Raw genomic sequence first — 25,748 nt, 5'->3', positions numbered from 1 at the left:
AGTCAAAGAGTTGCTTTTCGAATTTTCGTTTGTTCAGAAACGGTTACCGCATCGCCATGAAGATATTGTGTATCACAATTTTGTTATTTCTTCGTGATGGAACGATATCTTCGGAACGCCAATCAAAGTCAAAGCCACTTAAATAAAGCATTCCGGACAGATAATCGCTATTTCGACAAACAAGTCGATGCGTGGAAAATCCAGGGACATGATCTTGGATATGAGGCGGAATGGACCGTGTCATTTACCGAGCTCGGCGAAACAGCTTGACGCGGCGTCTGGCAACCGTCCTAGTTAACAGATCGTAAGCGACAGATTTCCGGGTAACCGGCAAATGCGCGCGAACCGCCACTTTGCGGAACCACGCAGGCAACGGCCGGCAACCCTCTATCGCGACGAGCCAGAGTAATCAGGCCTATCGGGTTGGTGCATGGGTAAGGGGTTGTGGGGTGCGGCGCTGGCGGGCGCCTGGTGGTTCGGGCATGCGGGAGCCTTGGCGCAAGGCGCCGAGCCGCCTTTGATCAAGGGGCAATGGGAGCGGATCTTCACCGAGGAGTTCGACCAGCCCAAGCTCGATCGCGACAAGTGGACCCGCTGCTATTGGTGGGACAAGGACGGTTGTACCAATCTCGCCAACAAGGAACTGCAGTGGTACATGCCCGACAACGTCAGCGTCGCCGACGGCGTGCTGCGCCTGACGGCGCGGCCGGAGACGGTGACCGGCCATGAAGGGCGAACCTTCGACTACACCTCGGGTATGGTGACCACGGGCCGCGATTATCTCGAACGCGCCAAGCCAGACCGTTTCGCCACCAAATACGGTTACTTCGAAATCCGCGCCAAGATACCCAAGGGCAAGGGGTTGTGGCCGGCGATCTGGCTTTTGCCGTCGACGCAGGAGCCGCGTCCGGAAATCGACATCCTCGAAGTCCTGGGGCACGCGCCCGACGTCTACGAGATGCACCTGCACTATCTCGACAAGCAGAAGAACTGGAAGAGCGAGGGCAAGAACGCCAAGGTGGTCGATCTTTCCGCCGACTGGCATGCCTATGGCCTTGAATGGAGCAAGGATGCCGTCGTCTGGTATCTCGATGGCAAGGAGATGTGGCGCTATACCAAGCCCGAGGGTATCTCGCAGGAGCCGATGTACCTGCTCATCAACCTGGCCGTCGGTGGCAAATGGCCCGGTTCGCCTGACGCCAAGACCAAGTTTCCGGCCGATTTCCTGATCGACTATGTTCGTGTCTGGCGGCGTGCCGGGCCATGACCGCGCACCCGCCAACCCTGCGGCACCAACAGCCCGCGGCGGCGCGGGTGGGCGGCAGGCGTGGCAGTGGCTGGAGGTCACTCATCCCGGCGGCGCTGACGGGGTCGTCGCTGATGCGCAACGGCTACGCGCTGATCGCCAACAGCGGCCTGAGTGCGGTGCTGGGGTTGGCCTTCTGGTTCCTGGCCGCGCGCTATTGTTCGCAGGAGGCGATCGGTCTCGGCGGCGCGATCACCGCCACCATCGTCAACCTGTCCAACGCCGCCCAGCTCAATTTCGGTAACCTGCTCGTCCGCTTCGTGCCGACGGTTGGTGGACGCGCCGGCCGGCTGATCCTGTTTGCATACGCCACGTCCTTCGTCGCCTCGGTCGTCGTCGCTGTCGTCTTCCTGCTGGTTGTCGGCGCCTTCATGCCCAAGCTCGATGTGCTGACCGAGAGCGCCGGCGTCATATTGTGGTTCGTGGCGACTGTCGCCGTCTGGTCGGTGTTCGCGCTGCAGGACAGCGCGCTGTCGGGCCTGCGCCAGTCGATCTGGGTTCCGGTCTCGAAGACCATCTACCAGGTCGTCAAGATCGCCATGCTCATCCCCCTGGCGCTCGCCGGGCTGGGTTGGGAAGCCATCGCGCTGTCGTGGACAGCACCCGTGCTGGTCTTCGTTCTTGCCGTCAACCTGTTGATTTTCAAGCGTCTCGTTCCGACCGCGCAGGCCGGCACCGGCCATTCCCATCTGATCGACCGCCGCGCCATGGCGCGCTTCTTTGGCTGGGACTACATCGGCTCGGTGTCGATGATGGTGGCCTGGACGGCGACGCCGCTGGTCGTGCTCAATCTTGTCGGCGCGGCCGAAAGCGCCAGCTTCTTCGTCGCCTGGACGATCTTCACCTCGCTCTATTATGTCGGCAGTTCGATGGGGCTGTCGCTGTTGGCCGAGGGTGCAAGCGATGCCGGCCGGCTGCGCTCGCTGGCGGCGGATGCGGCGGTCATGTCCGTGCTGCCGCTGCTCGGCCTCGTGGCGCTGATGCTGGTGTTCGCCCATCCCATCATGTCGGTGTTCGGTGCTGCCTATGCCACCGAAGGTGCATCGATCCTCAGGGTGTTCACGCTTGCCAGCGTCGTTTCCGCCGTGCTCTCCATCTATCTGTCGATCGCCCGTACCAAGGGCTGGATGCGTTCGGTGGCGGCTGCCGAATTCGCAACGCTCGTCATCGCGCTCGGCGCCGGTGCGCTTCTGGTGCGCAGCGAAGGGCCGATCGGCATGGCGCATGCCTGGCTGCTGGCAATGCTGGTGGTCACCGTTGGTGTCGGCGCGCTCGCCCTTGTCACCAGCCGTCGCCACAGCCTGCATGACTGGGGGCTTGCGGTTGCCGCTTCGCTGAAGACGCTCTCGGCCCAGTTCCTGCCCTTCGGCCGCAGCAAGGGCATCGCCGTTCCCGGTGACGCCGAGCTTCGGCCGCTGCTGGCGATGACGGGAAGTTCCGACGCCACGGGCTGGCACGCGCTGAAATCCGAATACGGACCCGAAGGAACAGAAATTGTCTATCTCGGTGACCCGGTGCTGGACGATGAGGCGAGGCACGAGCCAGTCCGGTCGCAAGGCACATATGCCGTCCTCCGCAGCTCGCGCGATCCTATCGCTGCCGCCTATCTCGAGCGCCTGATCGACAATCTCGACCTGTTGCGGGCAGATGCGCGTCTCGAGGCCCTTTGGCCGATCCTGCCGACGAGGCTGGCTGTGACCCGCGTCGATGGCGCCGTCGACTGCATCGAGACCATTGCGCTCGGGACGGACGGGCGCGTGCTGTTGCGCAATGCCTCCGAGCGGCAGGCGGGCCTCGAAGCGGCTGCAAACGTTGCCACCATCTTGCACGACCTGACATCGGCGATGCGCACTATCGACGAAGTCTGGTTCCAGCAATGGGTAGAGCGCCCGGCGGCAAAGCTCGTGGATCTCGGCGGATCGACGATGTCGGCCACGACAAGACGGCGGGCAATCGACAGTTTCGTTGCCCAGCAGCGCCGATACTGGCTTGGTCGGGAGGCGCGCCTCGGCTGGTGCCATGGAGGCTTGCTGCCGCAGAGCCTGAACTTCGCTCCCATAGATGCGGCAGGGGAGGACGGCGGGGTCCGGCTAACTTGCCTGCTGGAATGGGGCAATGCGCGATCCAACGCGCCACGGGGCTTCGACGGCTGCGTGCTTGCGGTTGCCATGCGCATGATGACGAGCACCGAGCCGCTGGGTGCGGTCGTTGCCGATCTGTTGTGGGCGTCGCAATGGCACGGCGACGAACGGCAGTGGCTGGGCATCGGCTCGGACGGCGAGGATGACTGGAGCCGCGATGGCGCGGCGATCCGTGCCATGGTCGGCCTTGTCTGGCTGCATCAGGTCAGCGAGCGGGCGCGGCGCCCTGCGCATGCAGGTGTCGGCCGGCTCTGGATTGCTTCGAATGTCGATCGTGTTCTTAGAATCGTCTCCACCGATGGAGGCGCGATATGAATGTGATGACGCGGGAAGCCAGTCTTGCCTTGTCGCCGGCGCTGAAGGCGCCGCCTGTGGCAGATGCTGGCCGCGCCGCGACATTGTCGTTTGGCCTCACGTTGATCTGTCTTTGCCTGGCTTTTACGTTGTGGCTGGTCGTTCTTTTCATCACCGATCCCGCCGGTGTCGACGACTATGGCCTTATCTCGGTCCTGCCAGGCATCATCTGGGCGGCCTATGCCGCCGTCGGGCTCGGCTTCGCCTTCAGCCTGAAGCGTGGCGTTTGCGAGACCCGGATGCCGCTGCTGATGATCGTCATGCTGGTGCTGCTGCTCCACGGCACGTCGGCGATCGTCTACGACGAGTTGCGTTACGCTTGGGCCTGGAAGCATGTCGGTGTCGTCGATTATGTCCAGCGGCACGGCCAGATTGATCCCAAGGCGCCGTTCCTTGCCGCTTATGCCAATTGGCCTGGCCTGTTCGTCGTCTGTGCTGCAATTGCCAACCTGTTCGACATCAAGCCGATCCAACTGGCTGATATCGCGCGCTTTTCGCCACCAGCGCTCAACCTGCTCTATGTGCTGGTGTTGCCGCAGGTCTATCGCCGCTTCACCGCCGATCCGCGGCTGGTGTGGGGCGGGGTCTGGCTGTTCGTCATCGGCAACTGGATCGGCCAGGATTACTTCTCGCCGCAGGGCGTCGCCTTCCTGTTCTATCTCATGTTGGTCGCCCTTTGCGTCGGTCCGCTGCGTATCTCGCCCGTCTGGGCCGATCCCAACGGGCGCGGCCTGTCCAGGCTTTGTGGCCGCTATTTCGCTTTCGTCTCGCGCGGCCAGCCGCCGCTCACGCTGGCTGTCCCGCCAAAACTGCGTGCCGCCGCGTCGCTGGCGGCCATGGCATTGATCGTGATGATCACCGCGACGCATCCGCTGACACCGATCGTCGTGCTGATGGCCCTTGGCGGCCTGTGGGCCATCGGCCAGTTGAGCCTCGGCTACGTCGTCTTTGCCGGCCTCGTCGAAGTCGCGTGGCTCCTGTTCTACGCCGACGGCTATATGGCCTCGGTCCTGCCCGAGCTGGTCCAGCGCTTCGGCGACACGTCGAACGAGATCAGCGAACGCCTGGTGGACACCTCGATCGTGAGCGAAGGACAAGTGGTGGTGTCCTGGGCGTCGCGGGCGCTGACCGGTGCGATTGCGCTGGCAGCCGTTTTGGGCGGCCTGCGCCGGCTCGTGGCGGGCTTTCGCGACGGACCGGCCATCGTACTGACGCTGGCGCCCGCATTCATGATCGTTGCCACTTCCTATGGCGGCGAGATCGTGTTCCGCGTCTATCTTTTCGCGCTGCCGTTCCTGGCCTTCTTTGCCGCGGCGCTGTTCTTCCCGTGGTCTGGCACGCAACGCGACGCCATCGCGCGCTATGCGATCGGCGCGTTTGGCGCTGCGCTCTCGGTCGCCTTCGTTCTCGCCAACAATGGCAAGGATCGGCAGTACACCTTCTCGCAGGCCGAAGTTCAGGTGTCCGAATGGCTCTACCGCAATGCGCCGGCCGGTTCGGTCCTTGTTGAGGGCGCACCCAACTATCCCGAGCAGTTCATGAACTACGAGAATTTCACCTACGTGCCGATCTCCAACGAGAGCAAGCAATCCATATCGGCGGTTCTCGCCGATCCGGCGGCCGAGCTCGGGGACTGGCTGCGGCCGGTGCCGGCTGGCTCTGCCTTCATCATCATTACGCGCAGCCAGAAGGCCTATATCGACGATCTCGGCGTGATGCCGAAGGGTTCGCTCGACGCGATCGAGAAAGCCCTGCGCGGCTCGGCGCGCTTCCGGCTGGTCCGCGCCACAGCCGACGCGAGCGTCTTCGCGCCAAACGACCAAGGCATCGGGATGGGCGAATGGATCAAGTGATGAACGTGTTCGCGCTGAAGCATCCGGATGAAGAAGCTGACGGATACATCAGAGGATACGGCTTCGTGAACGGCGCCATTCAAGAATGCTCTTGCCGGAAAAATGTAATGACTGTTTCATATTAGCTGCGGCGCATCCTGGATGCGCCCGCGCTGTTGGGAGCTTGGGCCCATGCGTATCGGCTGGTTGTTGGTTGCCAGCGTTGTTGTGTCGGGAAGTGCTGAAGCCAGTCCCGCCGGACAGGCTCCAATGTCGCCGGCTTTGGGCCTGGCGTCCTCGGCCGAACCCCATGCGATCCAGGCCACCAAGCCAAGCGAAGACAGCCGCGACGGCTTCATGCAGGCGCTCGCGGCGTCGTACATCGCCTTGGGCGACCTCTACCGCGACGGCAAGACGACCGCTGCTGCGGCGGAAGCGGCACTCGCCTATTATCGCGGCCTGGACAATCCGGGCCGGCCTGCCGCGATCTACGCGGTCATCTCGCCGTCCGACCTGATCGGCGTCGTCAAGGATGCGCCGGCCGACCCGTTCGCCGCTTCCGAGCTTTACCTGCAGGCGGCGAGCATGGGCAGTTCCGAAGCCTTGATGCGGCTCGGTGACCTCTACCGCGAGGGCAGGGTCGTCGCCGCCGACGCCAAGCGCGCCTATCTGTTTTACGATCAGGCCGCCAAGTCCGGAAACGCTGACGGCAAGCTGCGCGTCGGCGAGATGCTGGCGCGCGGGCAAGGCGTTGCGCGCGACACCGGCAAGGGCCTGGCGATCATCGGCGCGCTCGCCGATGCCGGCAACCCCGAGGCGCTGGTGCTGCTTGGCGACCTCTACCGCCCCGGCGGCCAGGGCATGGTGGCGATGGAGCCGGAAAAGGCGCTGGGCTATTACCGCAAGGCCACAAGCCTCGGTTATGACGTGGGTAAGCTGCGCGTCGGCGAGATGACCGCCACCGGCCAGGGCACGCCCCAGGACGTCGAAGCCGGCCTCGCGATGATCGAGGAGGTGGTGGCGCGGACTCGCAACCCGGCAGGGCTGGTTCTGCTCGGTTCGCTCTACAGCCGCGCAGATGGCGGTGTCATCGCCATCGATCTCGGCAAGGCATTCGGATATTTCCGCCGCGCCGCCGACAGCGGCGACGAAACCGGCATCCTGCGAGCCGGCGACATGCTGGCGCGGGGGCGTGGCACGAGCCAGTCCTACCAGGCCGGGCGGGCGATGCTGGCCGGCCTTGCCGATCACGGCGACACCTTCGCGCTGATCGCGCTCGGCGACCTGCTCAGCGACGCGGCGGTCGCTCCTGTCGACCTTGCCGCCTCTGTGGCATCCTACGAAAAGGCGGCGTCGCTGGGTCATAGCGATGCGCTGGTCAGGCTGGGCGACCTCTATAGCCGCAATGGCGCGATCACCGCCGATCCGCCCAGGGCCTTCGCCTACTACGTCCGGGCGTCGCAGGCCGGTAACCTGGCTGGCAAGTTGCGCGTCGGCGAAATGACGGTTCTCGGCCAGGGCACCGATCGCAACGTCGCCGCCGGCCTCGCGCAGATGAACTCGCTCGCCGACGAGGGCGATGCCGACGCGATGAACCTGCTCGGCGGGCTCTATCAGCGTGGCATTGGCCGGCTGTTGCCGGCCAATCCGGCAACGGCATTCGGCTATTTCAGCAAATCCGCCGAGGCCGGCAGCGTGATGGGCGCCGTGCATGCGGGCGAAATGAAGGTGCGCGGTCAAGGTACGGCCAAGGACGTTACTGGTGGCCTGCAGATGGTCAAGGCGGTGGCGGATGCCGGCAACAGCGAGGCGTTGATGTCGCTGGCCGCCCTTCTGGGCGATGGCTCGACGGGCAAGGTCGACGCGACGGAGGCGGTGCTGGCCTATGAGAAGGCAGCGGCATTGGGGCGCCCGGACGCGCTGGTGCGCATCGGCGACATCTACCGGCTCGGCGGGGCGATGCCGGCTGACCCCACCAAGGCCTTCGACTATTACCGCCGCGCCGGCATGGCCGGCGACGAGACCGGCAGGCTGCGCCAGGGCGAGATGACCGCGCGCGGCGAAGGCACGCGCCAGGACATTCCGGCGGGTCTCGAGCTCGTCAGGCAGGTTGGCATATCAGGCGATCCTTATGCCTATGTCGTGCTTGGCGATCTCCATCTGTCCGGCGCAGTAGGGCCGGTCGACGGTCATGCTGCGGTCGCGGCCTATGAGAACGCGGCTCGGCAGGGACGCGCCGATGCCTTGCTCAGGCTCGGCGACCTCTATCGTGACGGCAAGGGCGTTCCGGCAGACGGTGGCAAGGCGGCCGAATATTACCTGAAGGCGGTCGACGCGGAGAACCCGGCGGCTTCAGCGGGAGATGTACAGAACTGAGTGGCATCGGCGCCGCTTTCCGGCGCCGATCAGGGAGTTGGCATTGTCACGTATCTGCCATTTGGCTCTGATGACGGTGTTTGCCGCACTTTCGGCGGGCACGGCCTTGTCGGCGGAAACCGCGCCCGATGCGGGTACGCCGGCCACAACAAGTGCGGCAACCCAGGAGCGCGCCGTCAACGCCGACGCCTTGCTGCGGCTCGGCGACCTCTACAGCAATGCCAGTAACGCCAACCGCGATCCGGCCAAGGCGTTCGACTACTACCGCCAGGCGGCGGACGCTGGCAATGCCGCGGCACGGCTCCGCGTCGGCGAGATGCGGGTACTGGGCGAGGGCACCGAACGGGATGTCACCGCTGGCCTTGCGACAATCGAGGAAGTGGCCGCCGCCGGCAACGGTGCGGCGCTTGTCTTGCTGGGTGGTTTCTACAGCCAGGCAGGCAGCCAGGCGATCCCGCGCGACCTGCCGCGCGCCTATGATTATTACCGCCGCGCTGCTGCGGCAGGATACGAAACGGGTATCCTGCGTAGTGGCGAGATGCTGGCGCGCGGGCAAGGCATCGCCAAGGACAGGGATGCCGGAATTGCCCAGGTCCGGTCGCTTGCCGATCGTGGCAACATTTACGCGCTCGTTTCCTTGGGCGACCTCATGAATGATGCCGACGCCGGCTCGCCCGACGCACAGGCTGCGGAAACAGCTTACAACAAGGCGGCAGCCGGCGGGCATCCAGAGGCCTTGCTGCGGCTTGGCGATCTCTATGGCAGCGGCCGTGCCGGCAAGCCGGATTATGCCAAGGCGTTCGAATTCTACGACAAGGCTGCGCAGGCCGGACAGCAATTTGGCAAGCTGCGTGTCGCCGAATTGACGTTCCGCGGTCAGGGCACTCGGCGGGATGTCGAAGGCGGGCTGTCGTCGATAAAGGCGCTGGCCGATCGAAACGACGCGGATGCGCTTAATTTCCTTGGCGACGTCTATAGCGGGGCTACTCCGTCGCCGGTCGCGAGCGATCTCACCGCTGCCTACGCCTACTACCAACGCGCCGCCGGAGCCGGCAACATCCCCGCAGCCCTGCGGGTGGGCGAGATGACGGCGCATGGCTTGGGCACGTTGCGCGACGTCTCGGGCGGGCGCGACATGGTTCGCCGGATGGCCGATACGGGCAATCCGCTGGCACTGATCAGCCTCGGCGACCTTTTGCGCGAACCGGAGTCGGGCACCGTCGACGCAGACGGCGCAATTGCCGCCTATGAACGTGCCGCGGGCTTGAACGAACCGGAGGCGCTGGTGCGCCTGGGCGACTTCTACAGCGACGGCATGACCGTTGCGGTGGATCTGCCCAAGGCGCTCGACTTCTACAGCAAGGCCGCCGGGCTCGGCGATGTCATCGGGGCCGTCCGCGCCGGCGCCATGTTGGCGCGTGGACAAGGCATAGCCCAGGATGTCGCTGCCGGCCGGGCCATGGTGAAGGCTGCGACCAAGAGCGGCGAAGCCGAGGCGCATGTCGTGATGGGCGACCTGCTGACCCGGGGCGATGCCGGCCCGCCCGACATCCAGGCGGCAATGCGCGAGTATGCCGAGGCGGCGGCGCTCGGCCGGACGCAGGGGCTGATCCGGCTCGGCGATCTCTATCGCGAAGGCAAGCTGTTGCAGAGCAATGGCAAGAAGGCCGCCGGCTACTATCGCCAGGCGGCGGAGGCCGGCGATGCCTATGGGCTGCTCATCCTCGGCTCGGCGCTGTCGGAGAGTCTGTTGCGCAATGCCGGCAAGCCGGCCGATGGGGTCGCTGCCTTGCGCCAGGCCGAAGCGACCGGGCTCGACGATGCCACCATCGCGCTCGCCGATGCCATGCTCTACGGCATGGGCACCAAGCGCGACGCCAAGGGTGCCGTGGCACTGCTCGAAAAGGCGGCGGCCAGCGGCAACGTCGCGGCAGCCCGCCACTTGATCAGTTACTATCGCGACGGCCGGCGCTATGGCCGCACGACGTTCATCAAGGCCGATCCGAAACGTGCCAGGCAATTGATCGCCGGGGTGTCGCCGTGGCTTTCGCGCGGCGACCGCCTTGTCGAGGAGATGCTGTTTGCGGCTGCCACGAATGACCGGCGGAGCTACCAGTCGATCGTGGCGCGCATGCATGAACTCTCCGCCGAGCAGCGCCAGTCGCTGATCCGCATGATGCGGACAACCCATCCGAACGGTTACATCTATCTGGCGCAGCAGCAGCTCAAGCAGGCCGGTTTCTACAATGGGCCCGTCACCGGTGTGCTCAGTGGCACGACCACGCGGGCGGTCAGCCGTTATTGCGCGGCGAAGTCGGTGCCCAACGCCTGCCGCTTCGGCCCGATGAGCAGCCAGGCGGGGGACGTGCTGTCCTACGCGTTTTAGCTTTGGCTCAATCTTGCTTCAGTCGAAGTGGTCGCCGAAGATTCGGCTCCAGTGCTCGCCGACCAGCCCGTTGAAGAAGCCGTTGCCGGTCTGGAACTGACGGACGAGTTCCGGATCGCGCGAATGCACCACCGTCGAGTTGACGTTGATGAAGATGATGCGCCGGCCGAGCATCGCTTCCAGTAAGGCCGGCTGGGTCCTGCCCCTGAGACCGGCAAGGCCAGCACCTGCGGCATGGTTGATCACGCAGTCGATCACGGCACCAGCCTGGCCGGGCAAGGCCAGGACCTGCAGCACGTGACCGATGCCACCGGGCCGGCCGAAATAGACGAATGCGCCGATGATGGCACCGGTGCGTGCGGCAACCGTGCAGCGGAAGACGTCACCAAAATCCGTCTTGGCCGAGGCGTCCGACATGATACGGGACAGCACCTGCTCGTCCCAATCAGGATGAACGGCAAAGCGAGAGGTGAAGTTGCCGAGCAGTCCGGCGAAGCCGTCGGCATCGACGCTTGCCACGGTGTAGCGGCCTTGCGACGCGGCCGCGTCGCCTGCGCCGAACCAGCGCGAGAATTCGCCGCTGCGGCGAAGGCCGAGACAGGCATCGACGGCGCGAGCCAGCGGCGCGCCAAGGCGTGCAATGGGCAGGCGCTGCCGGGCGCCGGCAACGGCGAAGGCTGCCGGCCTGAACACCTTGATCCAGTCGAGGCTGTAATCGGGCAGGATCGAGCCGCGCAGCGTCGTCCACATGTTGGCGGTGACGTCGCTCGCCGTCTCGCTGAACGACAGGTCCTGCGGGCCGGCGAGAAATGCCTTGAGCAGCCTTGCGCCGGACAGGTCGTTACGCTGGTCCTCATCGACCATCAGCGAACCGCAGATAGAGGCATTCAGCTTCCTGTCGCCGAACCGCATGGGCAGCGACGTCACGCCGATGAAGCCCGAAATGCTGCCGTCGTCGGCGACGTTGACGAGCGATGGCGATCCCACCGTACCGTCAGTGGAGTCGAGATAGAGGCGTTCGAGATAGCCGGGCAGCGAGACAGGCGTCGGCGTGCGCCGCTTGCGCAGCACGCGCTGGAACATGTCTGCGACGACCGCCATATCGGCGGCCTGCAATGGACGAATTTCAGGCATCGGGCGAAGCCTCGGTCATGTCACGGCAGCAATGGCTTAGGCGGGAAACATCTAGGAAGGGTGAAGGTCGGGCTCCCGGTCACGCGGGATCGCGTTTGCGGACGATGGCCACGCGGGGTGTCTTGGCGGCGTCAGCCACGAATTCCACCGGTGCGTAGACGCGCGCCCGGGCAAGCAGTGCTGCCACCTGGCGGTCCTGGCCGACGCCGAATTCGAAGGCGAGCCAGCCGCCCGGCTTGAGGAAAGCCGCCGCATCGCGGATCAGCCGCTGGTGGATCGAAAGGCCATAAGGTCCGCCGTCGAAGGCTTCCCTTGGTTCGGAGGCCAACAATTCGCTGCGCTCGCCTTCGAGGCGCGCGGACGAGATGTAGGGCGGATTGCAGACGACGAGGTCGATCGAACCAGTGAGGTCGATCCCGTCGAAGGCGCCGAACAGATCGCCTTGTGCGATCGTCACCCGGTCGGCCACGCCGAGGCGCTCGGCATTGCGGCGGGCGGTGGCCACGGTGCTGTCGGTCAGGTCGGCGCTCCAGACGCGCGCGCCCGGCATCGTGCTGGCAATCGCCAGGCCGAGATTGCCGGAGCCGCAGCACATGTCGATCACCCTGGCATCCCCCTCGCGGCCGTCCAGGAGGCCGAGCGCGGCGCGGCCAAGAATTTCGGTTTCCTCGCGCGGCACGAGCACGTCGGGCCCGAGCTCGAGCTCGATGTCCATGAATTTGTGCAGCCTGATGCCCGACTTGCCGTCGTTGTTCTCAACGATATGCATTGTTGCCCTCGCCAAGTCCTTTGCCCCGCGCATGACAACCCCAGCGCCCCGGATCGTCAACCAATCAATGCTTCTGTCAGGGGCAATTGTCATCAACATGACTTGTTCATACAATTCGTTACACAAAGAACCCTATATCAATATCTACTACCGTATCTCCGGTCGCGAAACCGAGACTATCGGCTTTGTGATGTGTTTTGATATCGGAAGTGTGCTTTCCTACCATTGGTTAACCTGCGCTAAACACGTGCGCTTGTCGCACTAGCGAAACAGAGTCCGGCGTATGTGTGGATTTGTCGGGTATCTCGGGAATGTCGAGCCAGCGGCTGCTGAACAGCTGCTGCGACGCATGACCGGCAGCATCGCCCACCGGGGCCCCGATGAGCAGGGCGTGTTCGTCTGTCCGTCCGCCGGCCTTGGCCATGCGCGCCTGTCGGTCGTCGGCCTCGGCGATGGGCAGCAGCCGATGGCCAACGCCTCGGGCGATCTCCACATCGCCTTCAATGGCGAGATATTCAACTATGTCGAGCTGCGCGATGAGCTCAAGGCGCGTGGCCGCCGCTTCCGCACTGGCAGCGACACCGAAGTGATCCTGCATCTCTACGAGGAGATGGGCCCCGACTGCGTGGACCTGATGAATGGCGACTTCGCCTTCGCCATCTGGGACGCGCCACGGCAGCGCATGTTCTTCGCCCGTGACCGGATGGGCGTGCGGCCGCTGTTCTACACCGAAGTGCGCGGCACCTTGTATTTTGCTTCCGAGGTCAAGGCGTTTGCCAGGGTGCCGGGCTTCACCGCCGAACTCGACGAAACCGCGCTCGACCAGATCTTCACGCTGTGGGCCCCGATCGCGCCGCGCACTGCGTTCAAGAACGTCTACGAGCTCGAACCCGGACACATCATGATCGCCGACAAGGGCGGTCTCGTCACGCGTCCCTACTGGCAGCTCGATTTCCCCGATGCCGAAGCAGCCCGCGCGCCGCGCGACGAAAGGCAGGCGGCGGAGGAACTGAGGGAGCTTCTGACCGATGCGACCCGCATCCGCATGCGCGCCGACGTCACCGTCGGCTCCTATCTCTCGGGCGGCCTCGATTCTTCCATCGTATCGGCGCTGGCAGCGCCGATGGCCACTGGCGGACTGCGCACCTTCTCGGTCACCTTCGACAGCGCCGAACATGACGAAAGCGAGTTCCAGGAAGAGATGGCACTGGCCATCGGCTCGCATCACAGCGCGGTCAATGTCGGCCCCGGCGACATCGCCTCGATCTTCCCAGAGGTGATCAAGTCCACCGAGCGGCCGATCATTCGCACAGCACCAGCGCCGCTCTACCAACTCTCCGGGCTCGTCCGCGCCAAGGGCATCAAGGTGGTGCTGACGGGCGAGGGCGCCGACGAGGTTTTCGCCGGCTACGACATCTTCAAGGAAACGCTGGTGCGGCGCTTCTGCGACCGCCATCCCGGCTCGGCCAGCCGGCCGCACCTCTTCCGCAAGCTTTATCCCTATCTGCCGGGGCTGCAGAAACAGTCGGCGTCCTATCTCGCCGCCTTCTTCGGCGCCGGCAAGGACAGCCTCGACGACCCGCTCTATTCGCACCGTCCGCGCATGCGCAACACCGCTGCTGCAAAGCTGTTCTTCTCGGGCGACCTGCGCGCCAGACTCGCATCCTACGATGCGGCAGCCGAACTCGCGTCCCAGCTGCCGGAACGTTTCGCCCGCTGGCATCCGCTGCATCAGGCGCAGTATCTCGAAAGCCGCTACCTTTTGCCGGGCTACATCCTGTCGAGCCAGGGCGACCGCATGTCGATGGCGCACGGCATCGAAGGCCGCTTCCCGTTCCTCGATCACCGCCTAGTCGAGTTCGCCAGCCGGCTTGCGCCTGGCATGAAGCTCAAGGGGCTGGTCGAAAAGCACATATTGCGCGAGGCGACCAAGGACCTGCTGCCGCCGTCGATCGGCAACCGCACGAAACAGCCCTACCGCGCCCCGGATTCGCAATCCTTCGTCGGCGCTGGCGAGCAGCCGTGGCTGCACGACGCGATCAGTTCCGAGGCGATCGCCGATTCAGGATTCTTCGACGTTTCGACGGTAAGGAAGCTGACGGAAAAATGCCGGCAACAGGCAGTATCGGGCTTCCGGGACAATGCGGCCTTCGTCGGCATCCTGTCGACGCAGCTGTGGAACCGGTCATTCGCCGGATCCAGGTCCGACGTAACCGAGGCCGCCTGACGATGGAGCAAAAGGAGAGAGCATGACGCAGCAGATCAAGGACACGGTCAAGGCCTTCATCATCGACAACTTCCTGTTCGGGGACACTTCCTACGCGCTCGCCGATGACGTTTCGCTGATCGAAAGCGGCGTGATCGACTCCACCGGCGTGCTGGAACTGGTGACCTATATCGAGGACCAGTTCGGGCTCGAAATGGCGGATTCCGATATCGTTCCGGCCAATCTCGACTCGCTGGTGCGGATCGCCGCCTTCATCGAGGCCAAGCAGGCGGCAGCACAGCCAATCAAGCAGGCAGCTGGCGCCGCCTGACGGCGCCCGGGGAGGGGGCAATGCGACTGGAGCAATTCTTACGCGACAGTGCACGGTTGCGGGGCGACAAGACCGCGCTGATTGCCCGCGACGTGCGCCTGACCTATGCCGAGCTCGACAGCATGTCGGACCGGCTGGCAGCAAGGCTCGGCGATCTCGGCGTCGGCCGTGGCGACCGCGTGCTGGTCTTCATGGACAATTGCTGGGAAGCCGCGGTGTCGGTGTTCGCCATCGCCAAGGCCGGTGCCGTCTTCAGCCCGATCAATCCGTCTACCAAGGCCGACAAGCTCGATTTCATCATCGGCAACTGCCGCGCGCGCGCCGTGCTGACCCAGGCCCGGCTGCTGCCTGTCGTCACCGAGGCCAATGATGGCGGCGAGCTGATCGTCGTGTCGACTTCTGCCGGCGGCAAGGCGCCTGATGGCGCCGTCTCGTTCGAAGAATGCCTGCAAAGCGCTGCTGCGCTGCCCCGTCATGGCGGCATCGACGTCGACCTTGCCATGCTGATCTACACCTCGGGCTCGACCGGCCGGCCCAAGGGCGTGATGATGACCCACCGCAACATCGAAGCGGCGGCAGGCTCGATCACCACCTATCTCGAAAACACGCCGGACGACATCATCCTCAACGTCCTGCCACTGGCCTTCGACTACGGGCTCTACCAGCTGATCATGTCGATCAAGATGGGCGCGACGCTGATGCTGGAGAAGTCGTTCTCCTTCCCGCAGGCGATCTTCGATGTCATTCGCGCTGAGAACGTCACCGGCTTCCCGCTGGTGCCGACAATGGCGGCGCTGATCCTGCAGATGCGCGACATCAAGCCGGGCTTCCTGCCCAGCCTGCGCTACGTCACCAACACCGCGGCCGCCCTGCCGCCGGCGCACATCGCCCGGCTGCGTGAACTGTTCCCCGGTGCCCGGCTCTATTCCATGTATGGCCTGACCGAGTGCAAGCGCTGCACCTATCTGCCACCGGCGGAACTCGACCGGCGCCCCGGATCGGTTGGCATTGCCATTCCCAACACCGAAGCCTTCGTCGTCGACGATTTCGGCCAGCCGGTGCCGCCGGATATGCCTGGCGAGCTGGTCATCCGCGGGCCGCATGTCATGCAAGGCTACTGGGAGAACTCCGAGGCGACCAACCGCATGCTGCGCCCGGGCTTCAACCCGTGGGAAAAGCTGCTCTACACCGGCGACCTGTTCCGCCGCGACGCCGAGGGTTTTCTCTATTTCGTCGGGCGCAAGGACGATATCATCAAGACGCGCGGCGAAAAGGTGGCTCCCAAGGAGGTCGAGGCGGTGCTGCATGCCTGTCCCGGCGTCGCCGAGGCGGTGGTGATCGGCATACCCGATCCCATCCTCGGCCATGCCATCGGCGCGCTGATCGTGCTCTCCGATCCCAACCTCACCCAGCGTGAAATCCTGCGCCACTGTCAGGCCCATCTCGAGGATTTCATGGTGCCGAAGATCATCGAGTTCCGGTCCGAATTGCCTCGGACCGACACTGGCAAGGTCAGCCGGCGTCTCGCCGCCGAATCCATGGAGCCGACGCAATGAACATGCCACTGGCGCAAACCGGCAGTTTCGGCGCGGCAACGCTGACGATCGACCCTGAAACCGAGGCCGCGAGGATATCAGCTGCCTTGCGCAGCCAGCTGACCGGCACGCTGCGCCGGCGCGGCTTGGTGCTCGGCTTGTCGGGCGGCGTCGATTCGAGCGTCAGTGCTGCTCTTGCGGTGCGTGCTGTCGGTGCCAAGAACGTCTTTGCGCTGTTCATGCCGGAAGACGATTCCGATCCCGAAAGCCTGCGTCTTGGACGGCTGGTCGCTGAGACCTTCGGGATATCGGCGGTCGTCGAAAACATCGGCCCGACGCTCAAGGCGATGGGCTGCTACGAGCGCCGTGACGCCTTCATTCGCGAACTGGTACCCGAATACGGTGCCGGCTGGGCGTGCAAGATCGTCATCGCCAACGCGCTGACCAATGAAGGCTACAACATTTCGTCGCTGGTGGTGCAGGACCCCGAGGGCAAGCAGACCAAGCTGCGCATGCCGCCTCATGTCTATCTCGGCATCGTCGCCTCGACCAACATGAAGCAGCGCTCGCGCAAGCAGGTCGAGTATTTCCACGCCGACCGGCTCAACTATGCCGTCATCGGCACACCGAACCGGCTGGAATACGACCAGGGCTTCTTCGTCAAGAACGGCGACGGTGCCGCCGACGTCAAGCCGATCGCCCATCTCTACAAGTCGCAGGTCTATCAGCTCGCCGCCCATCTCGGTGTGCCCGAGGAAATCCGCCGGCGGCCCCCGACCACCGACACCTATTCGCTGCAGCAGACGCAGGAGGAGTTCTATTTCTCCTTGCCGTACGACCGCATGGATTTGTGCCTCTACGGGCTCAACAACGGTATTGCGGCAGAGGATGTCGGCCGCGCCGCCGGGTTGACCGCAGAGCAGGTCGGCCGCGTCTGGACCGACATCGCCTCCAAGCGCAAGACGACGCGCTACCTGCACAGCGGCCCGCTGCTGGTCGATCCCGTGCCGGAAATCTGAGTCGATGCTTGGCTGAGGCCACCGTTTCGCCGGTGGCCCCCTGCGGTTCCAGATCCTATTCCGGGCGTAGGAAGCGGCCGTTGACCCAGCCTTCCTGGCCGCGATAGCGCACCTTGCACCAGCTCTGGCGGTCCTGGCAGCCGAGATTGCGTAGGCTGGCATCGAAGGGAATTTCCGCGACCAGGAAACCGCGCGGCGATGGCGTCGAGCGCATGTTGAGCACGTCGTTGGGCGTCACGCCGACAACGCGCCAGGAGCGCGGATCGGGCCCTGGGCCAGGACCCGGGTTGGGGCCGGGGCCAGGCTCGCCGCCGCGGCCGAAGATCGAGACACTGAGCGAGAAGGGCGCCGGCCGGTTGCGCCGTGCTTCGGCGCGAACCAGGTAGATCTGGATGGTGTAGAGCCCGGAAGCCGGCAGGCGGCCGTCCCATTGCGTTTGCTCGCGCGCAATCGCCCGGCCGCGCGGATCGAGCACGTTGAAATAGAGGAACGTGTTGCGCGAGTTGAGGTCGAGGCTCATGCGCTGGCCGGCCCGCGCTTCGAGCCGATAGGAGGCGCTGATCGGCCCGAAGACGATGCCGCGCACCGTCGTCTGCGTCGCACCTGGGCGCATGCGCAGCGTTTCCATCCGCTCCTGCGCCGCCGCCTGATGTGTCACGGCAGGCGCAAAGGCCAGCATCATTGCAAGAAGAAGACCGAGTTTCCGCATCTGGTATCCCCGCTTGATCAATAGCTTGGGGATGTTAGCCGATGCGCCGGCATAGAGGAATCCAATTTCGACGAACGCCCTAACCGCCGCTGATCGCCGTCAATACAAAGACTTCGACGCCGGGGCTGAGCTTCGTCTTCAGCGTCGCCCGCTCGCCTTCGACGAAGACGTTCATGTGCTTGCGGATGGCGGGGCGGCTGTCGCAGATGCGGTCGCGCATGCCGAGCCAACGTTTGTCCAGTTCATCGACCATGTCGCGGACGGTTGCGGCCGGCACTTCGACGCGCCTTGGAGCGCCTGGAAACAGGTCGACCAGCACCCCGGGCAGGCGCACAACGACGGTGCTGAGCGCTGCTTGTCGACTTTCCGGGGCAGGGCTGTTGTCCATGGCCCTGTCAGCCGTCGACGACGAGCGTTTCGACCGACAGGATCGTCGGCAGGTGCTGGGCGACGCTGACCCAGCTCTCGCCTTCGTCGGCACTGGCAAACAGCGCGCCCGAACTGGTGCCGAAATAGACGCCGGCGGGGTCGAGCCGGTCGGTCGCCATCGCCTGGCGCAGCACGCCGATATAGGCATTTTCCTGCGGCAGGCCGTTGCGCATCGCCTGCCACTCGCGGCCGGCGTCGCGTGTCCGCCACACGGCCGCCTTGGCGTCGGGCACGTAGCGGCCGTCGCTGGCGCCGTTGAGCGGCACGAGATAGAGCGTTTCGGGGTCGCGCGGATGCGCCGCCGCCGGGAAGCCGAAGGTCGAGGGCAGGCCCTTTTCGATGCTCACCCAGCGCTTGCCGCCGTCGTCTGACCGGTACATGCCGCAATGGTTTTGCTGGTAGAGCCGGTCGGGCATGCCAGGCGCCATGACCAGATTGTGCACGCATTGGCCGAACTCGGGATAGTTCTCGCCCTCGGGCATGAAATCGGCGCGGGTGCCGAGATTGCGTGGCTCCCAGGTCGCGCCGCCATCGCCGGTGTAGAACACGCCCGCCGCCGAGATGCCGATCCAGATGCGATCGTGGTCGTCGGGATCGAGCACCAGCGAATGCAGGATGAGGCCAGCGCCGCCGGGGTTCCAGTGCGGCCGGGACGGGTGCTGCTGCAGACCGTCTATGTGTTGCCAGCTTTGGCCGGAATCGTCGCTGCGGAACAGGCCCGCCGGCTGGACGCCGGCATAAAGGCTGCCATTGCCCTTGGCGAGGCTCCACACCGCCTTGATCGGCTCCTCGCCCTCGGCATAAGCGAGCCCTTCGGAGGAATGCGTCCAGGTCTCGCCGAGATCGGTCGATTTCCACACGGCCGGACCGAACCACTCATTGCCGCCAGCACCCCAGATGGTGCCGGTCTTCTGGTCGGCGACGACATGGTTCATCGGCCATGTCTCGCAGAACGGTCCGCGCAGCTTCCAGCTCTGCCGTGCAGCGTCGCTTTCGGCGATGAAGGCACCTTTCTTGGTGCCGAGCAGGACAAGCACTTTTTCTGCCATGTTATCCTCCCGCAGCACCGATCTTCAGGGAACGAATCCGGATCGGCGGCTATCGCATTTCAAACGCTGGCTTTTTCCTGGCGATGCCTGTGCGGAGTCCCGGCTCCTCCCGGGGGCAATCCAGTCGCTGGCAAAGCCCGTCGACAATAACGGCAAAGCGGCAGGCGGGCCAGATTGAGCGGCCATGCTCCTGACAAACGGCCACACCGCCTACGTGGCCGACATTCGAGTTGACAGGGCGCCATAATTCAATACCCGTCGCGCATTAGGTTAGACATGTCAGCGTGCTCGGGAGGAACCATCGGATGACCATCAACGTCGCACCAGTCGGCTTGGCGCGGGATCTTGTGGAGCGCGGCAAGTCGGGCAAGCCGATCCGCATCGGCCTGATCGGCTCGGGCGAGATGGGCACCGACATCGTGGCGCGGGTGGCGCATATGCCGGGCATCGAGGTCGGCGCGATCTCCGAGCTCAACCTGCCCAACGCGCACCGCGCCGTCGACATCGCCTACCAGGAGAAAGGCCATGCCCGTGAAGTGGCCTCCGGCTCGGCGCTGAGCGAGGCCATCGAGGCCGGCAAGGTTGCGGTGACCAACGATGCTGATCTCATCCTCAACAGCGGCCTGATCGACGTCGTCATCGATGCGACGGGCGTGCCCGCCGTCGGTGCCGAGATCGGCCTGCGCGCCATGGAGCATGGCAAGCATCTTGTCATGATGAATGTCGAGGCGGACGTCACCATCGGCGCCTATCTCAAGAGCGAGGCCGACAGGCTTGGCGTCACCTATTCGCTCGGTGCCGGCGACGAGCCGTCGTCGTGCATGGAGCTGATCGAGTTCGTCTCGGCGATGGGCCATACCATCGTTGCCGCCGGCAAGGGCAAGAACAACCCGCTCAACATCGATGCCATTCCCGAGGACTATGCCGAGGAAGCAGCCCGCCGCAACATGAACGTGCGCATGCTTGTCGAGTTCGTCGACGGATCGAAGACCATGGTCGAGATGGCGGCGATCGCCAATGCGACGGGGCTGGTGCCCGACAAGGCCGGCATGCACGGTCCGGCAGCGACCTTGCCGGAGCTCAACAAGGTTCTCGTCCCAGAGAAGGACGGCGGCGTGCTGACAAAAGTCGGTGTCGTCGACTACTCGATCGGCAAGGGCGTTGCACCGGGCGTCTTCGTCATCGCCGACATGTCGCATCCGCGCATCCGCGAGCGCATGGAAGATTTGAAGATGGGCCATGGCCCGTATTTCACCTTCCACCGGCCTTATCATCTGACCTCGCTCGAGGTGCCGCTGACCTGTGCGCGTGTGGTGCTCTACGGCAAGGCCGACATGGTGCCGCTGGCAAAGCCCGTGGCCGACGTCTGTGCCGTCGCCAAGAAGGATCTGAAGCCTGGCGACGCGCTCGATGCCATCGGCGAATACACCTACCGCGCCTGGATCATGACGGCCGGCGAGGCACGCGCTGCCAAGGCGATCCCCTGCGGCCTGCTGCAGGGCGGTACCGTCACTGCCCCGATCAGGAAGGGCGAGCTGATCACCACGGCCAATGCCGCGGTTGCGCCAAACTCGAAGATCGCCGAGCTCAGGGCACGACAGGACAGGCTGGTCTATGGAGCGGAGGCATAGGGCAACGGGCTCGCCGGCAGGCGAGTGAAGCTTGCGGGACACGGGCGTTGGCGGACGCCCGGCTCGCCTGAAACGATCATGGAAATGAGGAGATGACCATGGACAGCAAGAGCGGCGATGGCGCGACGCCATCGCAACAGATCGATGCGCGGATCAAGGAACTGGGCGACTGGCGTGGCGAGATGCTGGCCTACGTCCGCGCCCTGATCAAGCAGGCCGCCCCTGAGGTGGTCGAGGAGTGGAAATGGCGCGGGGTTCCCGTCTGGGAGCACGCCGGCATCATCTGCACCGGCGAGACCTACAAGAGCGTGGTCAAGCTGACCTTCGCCAAGGGTGCGTCGCTTGAGGATCCGTCAGGGCTGTTCAACTCCAGCCTCGACGGCAACACGCGCCGCGCGATCGACATTCACGAGGGCGACACGCTCGACGAAAAGGCGCTGAAGGCGCTGGTTCAGGCCGCCGTGGCGCTGAATATGTCGGTCAAGGCCGCCCGTGCGCCGAAGAAGGCAAAGGCTGGCTGAGACGAAGCCAAGCCGGCCCTTGCGGGCCGGTCTACGCCTCCAGCGCGCCTGACCGAGCGTCGCTACTGGGCGCTACGCCCACCAGCTTGACGAGATCGTCGCCGGCGCGCGTGGCGCGGTGGGAGCGGCGGGTGAGGATGTAGCCGTCCTGCGGCGCCAGTACTTCGACCCTGCCGCCATCCTCTCCGGGCGCGCGCAGGATCGTCGCGATATGGGCGCCGGCCTTGACGGTGTCGCCGGGATTGACGTGGTAGAGGATGGCACCGGCGCAAGGGGCGGGCACCATCTCGATATGGTCGATCGGCGCCACCACGCCTTCGAATGCCTGCCTGGTCTCGACCGTAACGTCCTCGATCACGCCGCGCGCCACCAGCAGGCGGTAGAGGCCCTGGGCATCGGCTTCGGCGACAGTCGAGTAGACATCCGAGACGCCGCGATACTCGACAGTCGTGACGACTCGGCTTTCGAGCCGTGCTTCCTTGCGCGGCATCTTGAGATAGGGGTGCAGCGAGGCCTCGTCGAAGGAAGAGCCCGACTGGCCGCTCCACAGGATGACGGCATCGACGCCCATGTTTGCGGCGCAGTCGGCCATAGCTGGCCACAACTCGTCGGGCACGTAGAGGTAGGCGACACCCTCGTCGTCGCAATGCAGGTCGAGCACGATGTCGTGGCCGAGCGACAGCTTGAGCAGGCGCGCCTTCAGCCGCTTGTCCGACGACATCGGCACGTCTTCGCCCGGCAACAGCGCAACGTCGGGCCTGTCGAGCAGCGGGAAATCGCGGTTGTAGTTGACGCGGGTGCCGAGATCGAAGCGGCCTTGCGATGCACCAAACAGCAGCTGGTTGGCGCCGATTGGGTTGGCGCGCGGAACGATCGTCAGGTTGCCGCGCACGCGGCCCTCGCTTTCGGCCTCGCGCAGCTTGGGCATCAGCGCGTCGATGGCAACGACGCCGGGCAGTTCGTCGCCATGCAGCGCCGCCTGGATGTAGGCCGAAGGCGCGTCGGGCGTGGTGCCCGCGATGCGGTAGAGCGGCAACTCATAGGCGATGCCTTCGCTGTCGCCCCTGATCGTCTCGACCGACTTCTTCATCCGATTTCCCTTTGTGCTTCCGGCGACAGACCTAGCCGTTTGGCAGGTGATTCACCAGAGCGGCAGCACCGTGTCGTGATCCAGCGCGATCAAGCCAGCGCGCCAGCCTAAGGCGAACTCAGGCGGCCGAGCCCCATTGCTTCATCAGCGCCGCCGAGCGTGCAAGCTGGGGTGTCGCGTGGAACTCGTGGCCGAGCCTGGCTGCGGCGCGCCACGGCCAGCGCGGATCGGCGAGCAAGGCGCGGCCGAGCGCCACCATGTCGGCCTGGCCCTCGCGGATGATCGTGTCGGCCTGTACAGGCTGGTCGATCATGCCGACGGCGCGGACGGGGATGCCGGTCGCCTTCTTCACCGCTTCGGCGAGATGGACCTGGTAGCCCGGGCCGGTGCGCAGGCTCTGATGCGGGGAGTTGCCGCCGCTCGAACAGCAGATATAGGCTACGCCCGCCTCGCGATAGGACTTGGCGACCTCGATGGCTTCCTCGAGCGTGAAGCCGCCATCGACCCAGTCGGTCAGCGACATGCGGGCGCCGAGCATCAGGTTTGGCACCGCTTCCTTGACCCTGCGGGCAATCGTCATGGCAAAGCGCATGCGGTTTTCCAGCACACCGCCCCAGCGGTCGGTGCGATGGTTGGACAGCGGCGACAGGAACTGGTGCAGCAAATAGCCATGCGCCGAATGCAGCTCGACAAAATCGAAGCCGGCACGCTCGGCCCGCTTCGCCGCCTGGACGAAATGGCCGATCGTCTGCTCGATCTCGTCTTCATCGAGCGCATGCGCCACCTGCCAGCCGTCGGCGTAAGCAAGCGCCGAGCACGACACCACCGGCCATGCGTCCTCTTCCGGCTTGAGCGGGCCGGAGCCTTCCCAGGGGCGGTGGTTGGAGGCCTTGCGGCCAGCATGGGCGAGCTGCACGCCAAACTTCGCGCCCGGCGTCGCGACGCGTTTTGCCGCGTCGAGCGCGCGTTTCGCCGCCGCCTCATTGGCATCGGAATAGAGCCCCATGCAGCCATGGCTGATGCGGCCGCGTCGCTCGACATCGGTCATCTCGACGGTGATCATGCCGGCGCCGGACATCGCCAGGTTCATCCAGTGCTGCAGGTGCCAGTCGGTCGCCGAGCCGTCGTCGGCCGAATACTGGCACATCGGCGCAACCGCGATGCGGTTGGGAAACTCAAGCTTGCCGAGCGTGATTGGTGAAAACAGATGGACGGTCATGGGCGGCTCCTGGGGCTGGGAAAGGCGACTGTAAGATGTTTGCAGCTGCCAGCAACCGTGTTGCATCGGGCCACGCCATGTTAACAGTCGGCGCAACTGGCGTCGTGCTTTGCGGCGCGGCGAATACGGGAGCGTGCATGACCGCGACAAGAGACAGGCTGGAGGCAGTTCTTTCTGGGCTTGCAGCGCGTGCCGGCGAAGAACGCGTTTTTATGAAGCTCTATGCCGAAGCCGCGCGTGCTGCAGCGGATGCCACTGATGCGCGCCGCCGGGCAGGGCTGTCGCTTGGGCCGCTCGACGGCGCAATCGTCTCGATCAAGGACCTGTTCGACGTTGCCGGCGAGCCGACGCTGGCCGGCTCGGTGCTGCGGCGCGACGCCGAACCGGCGCGGGATGACGCGCTTGTGGTCAAGCGCCTGCGCCGCGCAGGTGCCGTCATCATCGGCAAGACCCACATGACCGAGTTCGCCTTCACCGCGCTCGGCATCAACCCGCACTATGGCACGCCGGGCAACGCGGCGGACCCGACGCTCATCCCCGGCGGCTCGTCGTCGGGTGCCGGTGTTTCGGCAGCCGAAGGCAGCTCCGACATTTCGATCGGCTCGGATACCGGTGGCTCGGTCAGGGTGCCCGCCGCCCTCAACGGTGTTACGGGCATCAAGCCGACGGCGCGGCGCATACCGCTCGACGGCGCGTTTCCCCTGTCGCCGTCGCTCGATTCCATCGGCCCGCTCGCAAGAACTGTGGCGCAATGCATTGCCACCGACGCGGTCATGGCAGGCAAGGAGCATTTTTCCCTGCAGCCTCTGTCGCTTGCAAGCCTGCGCATCGCCGTGCCGCGCGGACGCCTGCTCGATGAGATGGCGCCTAGCATGGCTGCCAGCTTCGAACGCGCGCTGCACAAGCTTTCGGCAGCCGGTGCTTTGATCGGCGACTGCCAGATCGACGACCTTTTGGCCGACTTCCGCGCGGCGACGCGAACGGGAACCATCGCGGCGATAGAAGGGGCGTCGATCCACGCCGACTGGCTGGCCAATGGCGCCTCCGCGCCCATCGATCCCAATGTCAGCGGCGCGCTTGGCCGCGCCATGCAGGTGCCGGCGGTCAGCTACATCAGGACGATGAACCGCCGCGCCGAACTTGCCGCCGCCATGGATGCGCGGCTGTCGGCGCATGATCTCGTCGTCCTGCCGACGACACCCGTGCCGGCCCAGCCGATCGCCGACATGCTGGCCGACGGGGCGCATGCCAACCGCATCGAGGGGCTGTTGCTGCGCAACACCCAGGTCGCCAACCAGTTCGACCTATGTGCCCTGTCGCTGCCGATTCCCGGCACCGTGCTGCCCTCCGGCCTGATGCTGATGGCCCGCCATGGCCACGACCGCCGTCTGCTCTCCGCTGGCCTTGCCGTCGAGGCGCTGCTGAAAGGATAGGCCATGACCGCGCTGATCACCGACGAAGGCATCGTCACGCGCTGGCCGGCCAAATCGGCCGATCGCGTGCTGGTGCTCGATTTCCTCGCCGCCAAGTTCGAGACAGGCCGCGACTACAGCGAGCGCGAGGTCAACGACATCCTCAAGCGCCATCACAGCTTCGGCGACTGGGCCTTGCTGAGGCGCGAATTGTTCGAGAGCGGCCGCTTTTTGCGCAACCCGCTCACCGCCATCTATCGCCGTGTCGAGGACCGGTAAGCCTGCTGTTTGCTGGCCCT

At 65.1% G+C, this 25,748-nt stretch carries 20 protein-coding genes; 13 read left to right on the top strand and 7 right to left on the bottom strand.

Annotated elements, in window-relative coordinates; translation table 11 throughout:
- Window positions 1-430: 430 nt before the first annotated feature.
- The 5 genes from ACSQ3E_RS02135 (at window position 431) to ACSQ3E_RS02115 (ending at window position 10,395) form a co-directional block, all read left to right on the top strand.
- A complete protein-coding gene (locus tag ACSQ3E_RS02135; RefSeq protein ID WP_310316852.1) occupies window positions 431-1,267 on the top strand; it encodes a glycoside hydrolase family 16 protein in 837 nt (278 codons plus the stop codon).
- Window positions 1,264-3,762 (top strand): lipopolysaccharide biosynthesis protein, encoded by a 2,499-nt coding sequence (locus ACSQ3E_RS02130; RefSeq protein ID WP_436121424.1) that lies wholly within the window; start codon window positions 1,264-1,266, stop codon window positions 3,760-3,762. The genes ACSQ3E_RS02135 and ACSQ3E_RS02130 overlap by 4 nt, the downstream gene beginning before the upstream one ends.
- Window positions 3,759-5,654, top strand: coding sequence for a hypothetical protein (locus ACSQ3E_RS02125; RefSeq protein ID WP_436121423.1), 1,896 nt, complete (start codon window positions 3,759-3,761; stop codon window positions 5,652-5,654). The genes ACSQ3E_RS02130 and ACSQ3E_RS02125 overlap by 4 nt, the downstream gene beginning before the upstream one ends.
- Window positions 5,655-5,903: 249 nt before the next feature.
- Complete coding sequence (locus ACSQ3E_RS02120) at window positions 5,904-8,009, top strand: tetratricopeptide repeat protein (protein WP_436121422.1); 2,106 nt, start codon at window positions 5,904-5,906, stop codon at window positions 8,007-8,009.
- A gap of 70 nt (window positions 8,010-8,079) precedes the next feature.
- Window positions 8,080-10,395, top strand: a complete 2,316-nt coding sequence (locus ACSQ3E_RS02115) for an SEL1-like repeat protein (protein ID WP_436121421.1) — start codon at window positions 8,080-8,082, stop codon at window positions 10,393-10,395.
- Between the two features lie 18 nt (window positions 10,396-10,413).
- On the opposite strand, the gene ACSQ3E_RS02110 is transcribed toward ACSQ3E_RS02115, so the two are convergent.
- Together ACSQ3E_RS02110 and ACSQ3E_RS02105 are read right to left on the bottom strand one after the other, a co-directional pair.
- Window positions 10,414-11,529, bottom strand: coding sequence for a hypothetical protein (locus ACSQ3E_RS02110; RefSeq protein ID WP_436121420.1), 1,116 nt, complete (start codon window positions 11,527-11,529; stop codon window positions 10,414-10,416).
- A gap of 79 nt (window positions 11,530-11,608) precedes the next feature.
- On the bottom strand, window positions 11,609-12,298 hold the full coding sequence (locus tag ACSQ3E_RS02105; RefSeq protein WP_436121419.1) for a N5-glutamine methyltransferase family protein: 690 nt from the start codon (window positions 12,296-12,298) through the stop codon (window positions 11,609-11,611).
- 283 nt (window positions 12,299-12,581) lie between these two features.
- Here ACSQ3E_RS02105 and asnB point away from each other — a divergent pair, with 283 nt between their 5' ends.
- From asnB to nadE, 4 genes are read left to right on the top strand one after another with little or no spacing between them, the layout of a single operon-like run.
- Complete coding sequence (gene asnB / locus ACSQ3E_RS02100; RefSeq protein ID WP_436121418.1) at window positions 12,582-14,525, top strand: asparagine synthase (glutamine-hydrolyzing); 1,944 nt, start codon at window positions 12,582-12,584, stop codon at window positions 14,523-14,525.
- 22 nt (window positions 14,526-14,547) lie between these two features.
- Entirely contained in the window at window positions 14,548-14,835 is a 288-nt protein-coding gene (locus ACSQ3E_RS02095; RefSeq protein WP_214389373.1) for an acyl carrier protein, read from the top strand.
- 20 nt (window positions 14,836-14,855) lie between these two features.
- Window positions 14,856-16,391, top strand: coding sequence for a class I adenylate-forming enzyme family protein (locus tag ACSQ3E_RS02090; RefSeq protein WP_436121417.1), 1,536 nt, complete (start codon window positions 14,856-14,858; stop codon window positions 16,389-16,391).
- Window positions 16,388-17,389: an NAD(+) synthase gene (gene nadE / locus ACSQ3E_RS02085; RefSeq protein ID WP_436121416.1), complete on the top strand. Its 1,002-nt coding sequence runs from the start codon at window positions 16,388-16,390 to the stop codon at window positions 17,387-17,389. Before ACSQ3E_RS02090 ends, nadE begins: the two co-directional genes overlap by 4 nt.
- Before the next feature lie 55 nt (window positions 17,390-17,444).
- On the opposite strand, the gene ACSQ3E_RS02080 is transcribed toward nadE, so the two are convergent.
- The 3 genes from ACSQ3E_RS02080 to ACSQ3E_RS02070 form a co-directional block, all read right to left on the bottom strand.
- Window positions 17,445-18,098 carry an SH3 domain-containing protein gene (locus ACSQ3E_RS02080; protein ID WP_436121415.1) on the bottom strand — a complete coding sequence of 218 codons (654 nt, stop codon included), beginning with the start codon at window positions 18,096-18,098 and terminating at the stop codon, window positions 17,445-17,447.
- Window positions 18,099-18,177: 79 nt separating this feature from the next.
- Window positions 18,178-18,486 carry a MoaD/ThiS family protein gene (locus ACSQ3E_RS02075; protein ID WP_436121414.1) on the bottom strand — a complete coding sequence of 103 codons (309 nt, stop codon included), beginning with the start codon at window positions 18,484-18,486 and terminating at the stop codon, window positions 18,178-18,180.
- Between the two features lie 7 nt (window positions 18,487-18,493).
- Window positions 18,494-19,576, bottom strand: coding sequence for a WD40/YVTN/BNR-like repeat-containing protein (locus ACSQ3E_RS02070; protein ID WP_436121413.1), 1,083 nt, complete (start codon window positions 19,574-19,576; stop codon window positions 18,494-18,496).
- A gap of 305 nt (window positions 19,577-19,881) precedes the next feature.
- On the opposite strand from ACSQ3E_RS02070, the gene ACSQ3E_RS02065 reads away from it, so the two are divergent.
- Together ACSQ3E_RS02065 and ACSQ3E_RS02060 are read left to right on the top strand one after the other, a co-directional pair.
- Window positions 19,882-21,207, top strand: coding sequence for an NAD(P)H-dependent oxidoreductase (locus ACSQ3E_RS02065; RefSeq protein ID WP_436121412.1), 1,326 nt, complete (start codon window positions 19,882-19,884; stop codon window positions 21,205-21,207).
- Between the two features lie 98 nt (window positions 21,208-21,305).
- Window positions 21,306-21,728: a DUF1801 domain-containing protein gene (locus tag ACSQ3E_RS02060; RefSeq protein ID WP_436121411.1), complete on the top strand. Its 423-nt coding sequence runs from the start codon at window positions 21,306-21,308 to the stop codon at window positions 21,726-21,728.
- Between the two features lie 31 nt (window positions 21,729-21,759).
- Here ACSQ3E_RS02060 and ACSQ3E_RS02055 read toward each other — a convergent pair whose 3' ends face one another.
- A complete protein-coding gene (locus ACSQ3E_RS02055) occupies window positions 21,760-22,818 on the bottom strand; it encodes a peptidase M14 (protein WP_436121410.1) in 1,059 nt (352 codons plus the stop codon).
- A 118-nt stretch (window positions 22,819-22,936) separates the two neighbouring features.
- Window positions 22,937-24,037 carry an NADH:flavin oxidoreductase/NADH oxidase gene (locus ACSQ3E_RS02050; RefSeq protein ID WP_436121409.1) on the bottom strand — a complete coding sequence of 367 codons (1,101 nt, stop codon included), beginning with the start codon at window positions 24,035-24,037 and terminating at the stop codon, window positions 22,937-22,939.
- Window positions 24,038-24,174: 137 nt separating this feature from the next.
- Between ACSQ3E_RS02050 and ACSQ3E_RS02045 the strand changes: the two genes are divergently transcribed.
- Window positions 24,175-25,470, top strand: coding sequence for an amidase (locus ACSQ3E_RS02045; protein WP_436121408.1), 1,296 nt, complete (start codon window positions 24,175-24,177; stop codon window positions 25,468-25,470).
- A 3-nt stretch (window positions 25,471-25,473) separates the two neighbouring features.
- Window positions 25,474-25,728 carry a DUF2087 domain-containing protein gene (locus ACSQ3E_RS02040; protein ID WP_436121407.1) on the top strand — a complete coding sequence of 85 codons (255 nt, stop codon included), beginning with the start codon at window positions 25,474-25,476 and terminating at the stop codon, window positions 25,726-25,728.
- The last annotated feature ends 20 nt before the right edge of the window (window positions 25,729-25,748 follow it).

The organism is Aminobacter sp. LjRoot7 (assembly GCF_964252895.1).
Lineage (GTDB): Bacteria > Pseudomonadota > Alphaproteobacteria > Rhizobiales > Rhizobiaceae > Aminobacter > Aminobacter aminovorans_B.
The sequence above is the reverse complement of the archived record's forward strand: the minus strand, read 5'-3'. Positions and strand labels throughout refer to the sequence as shown.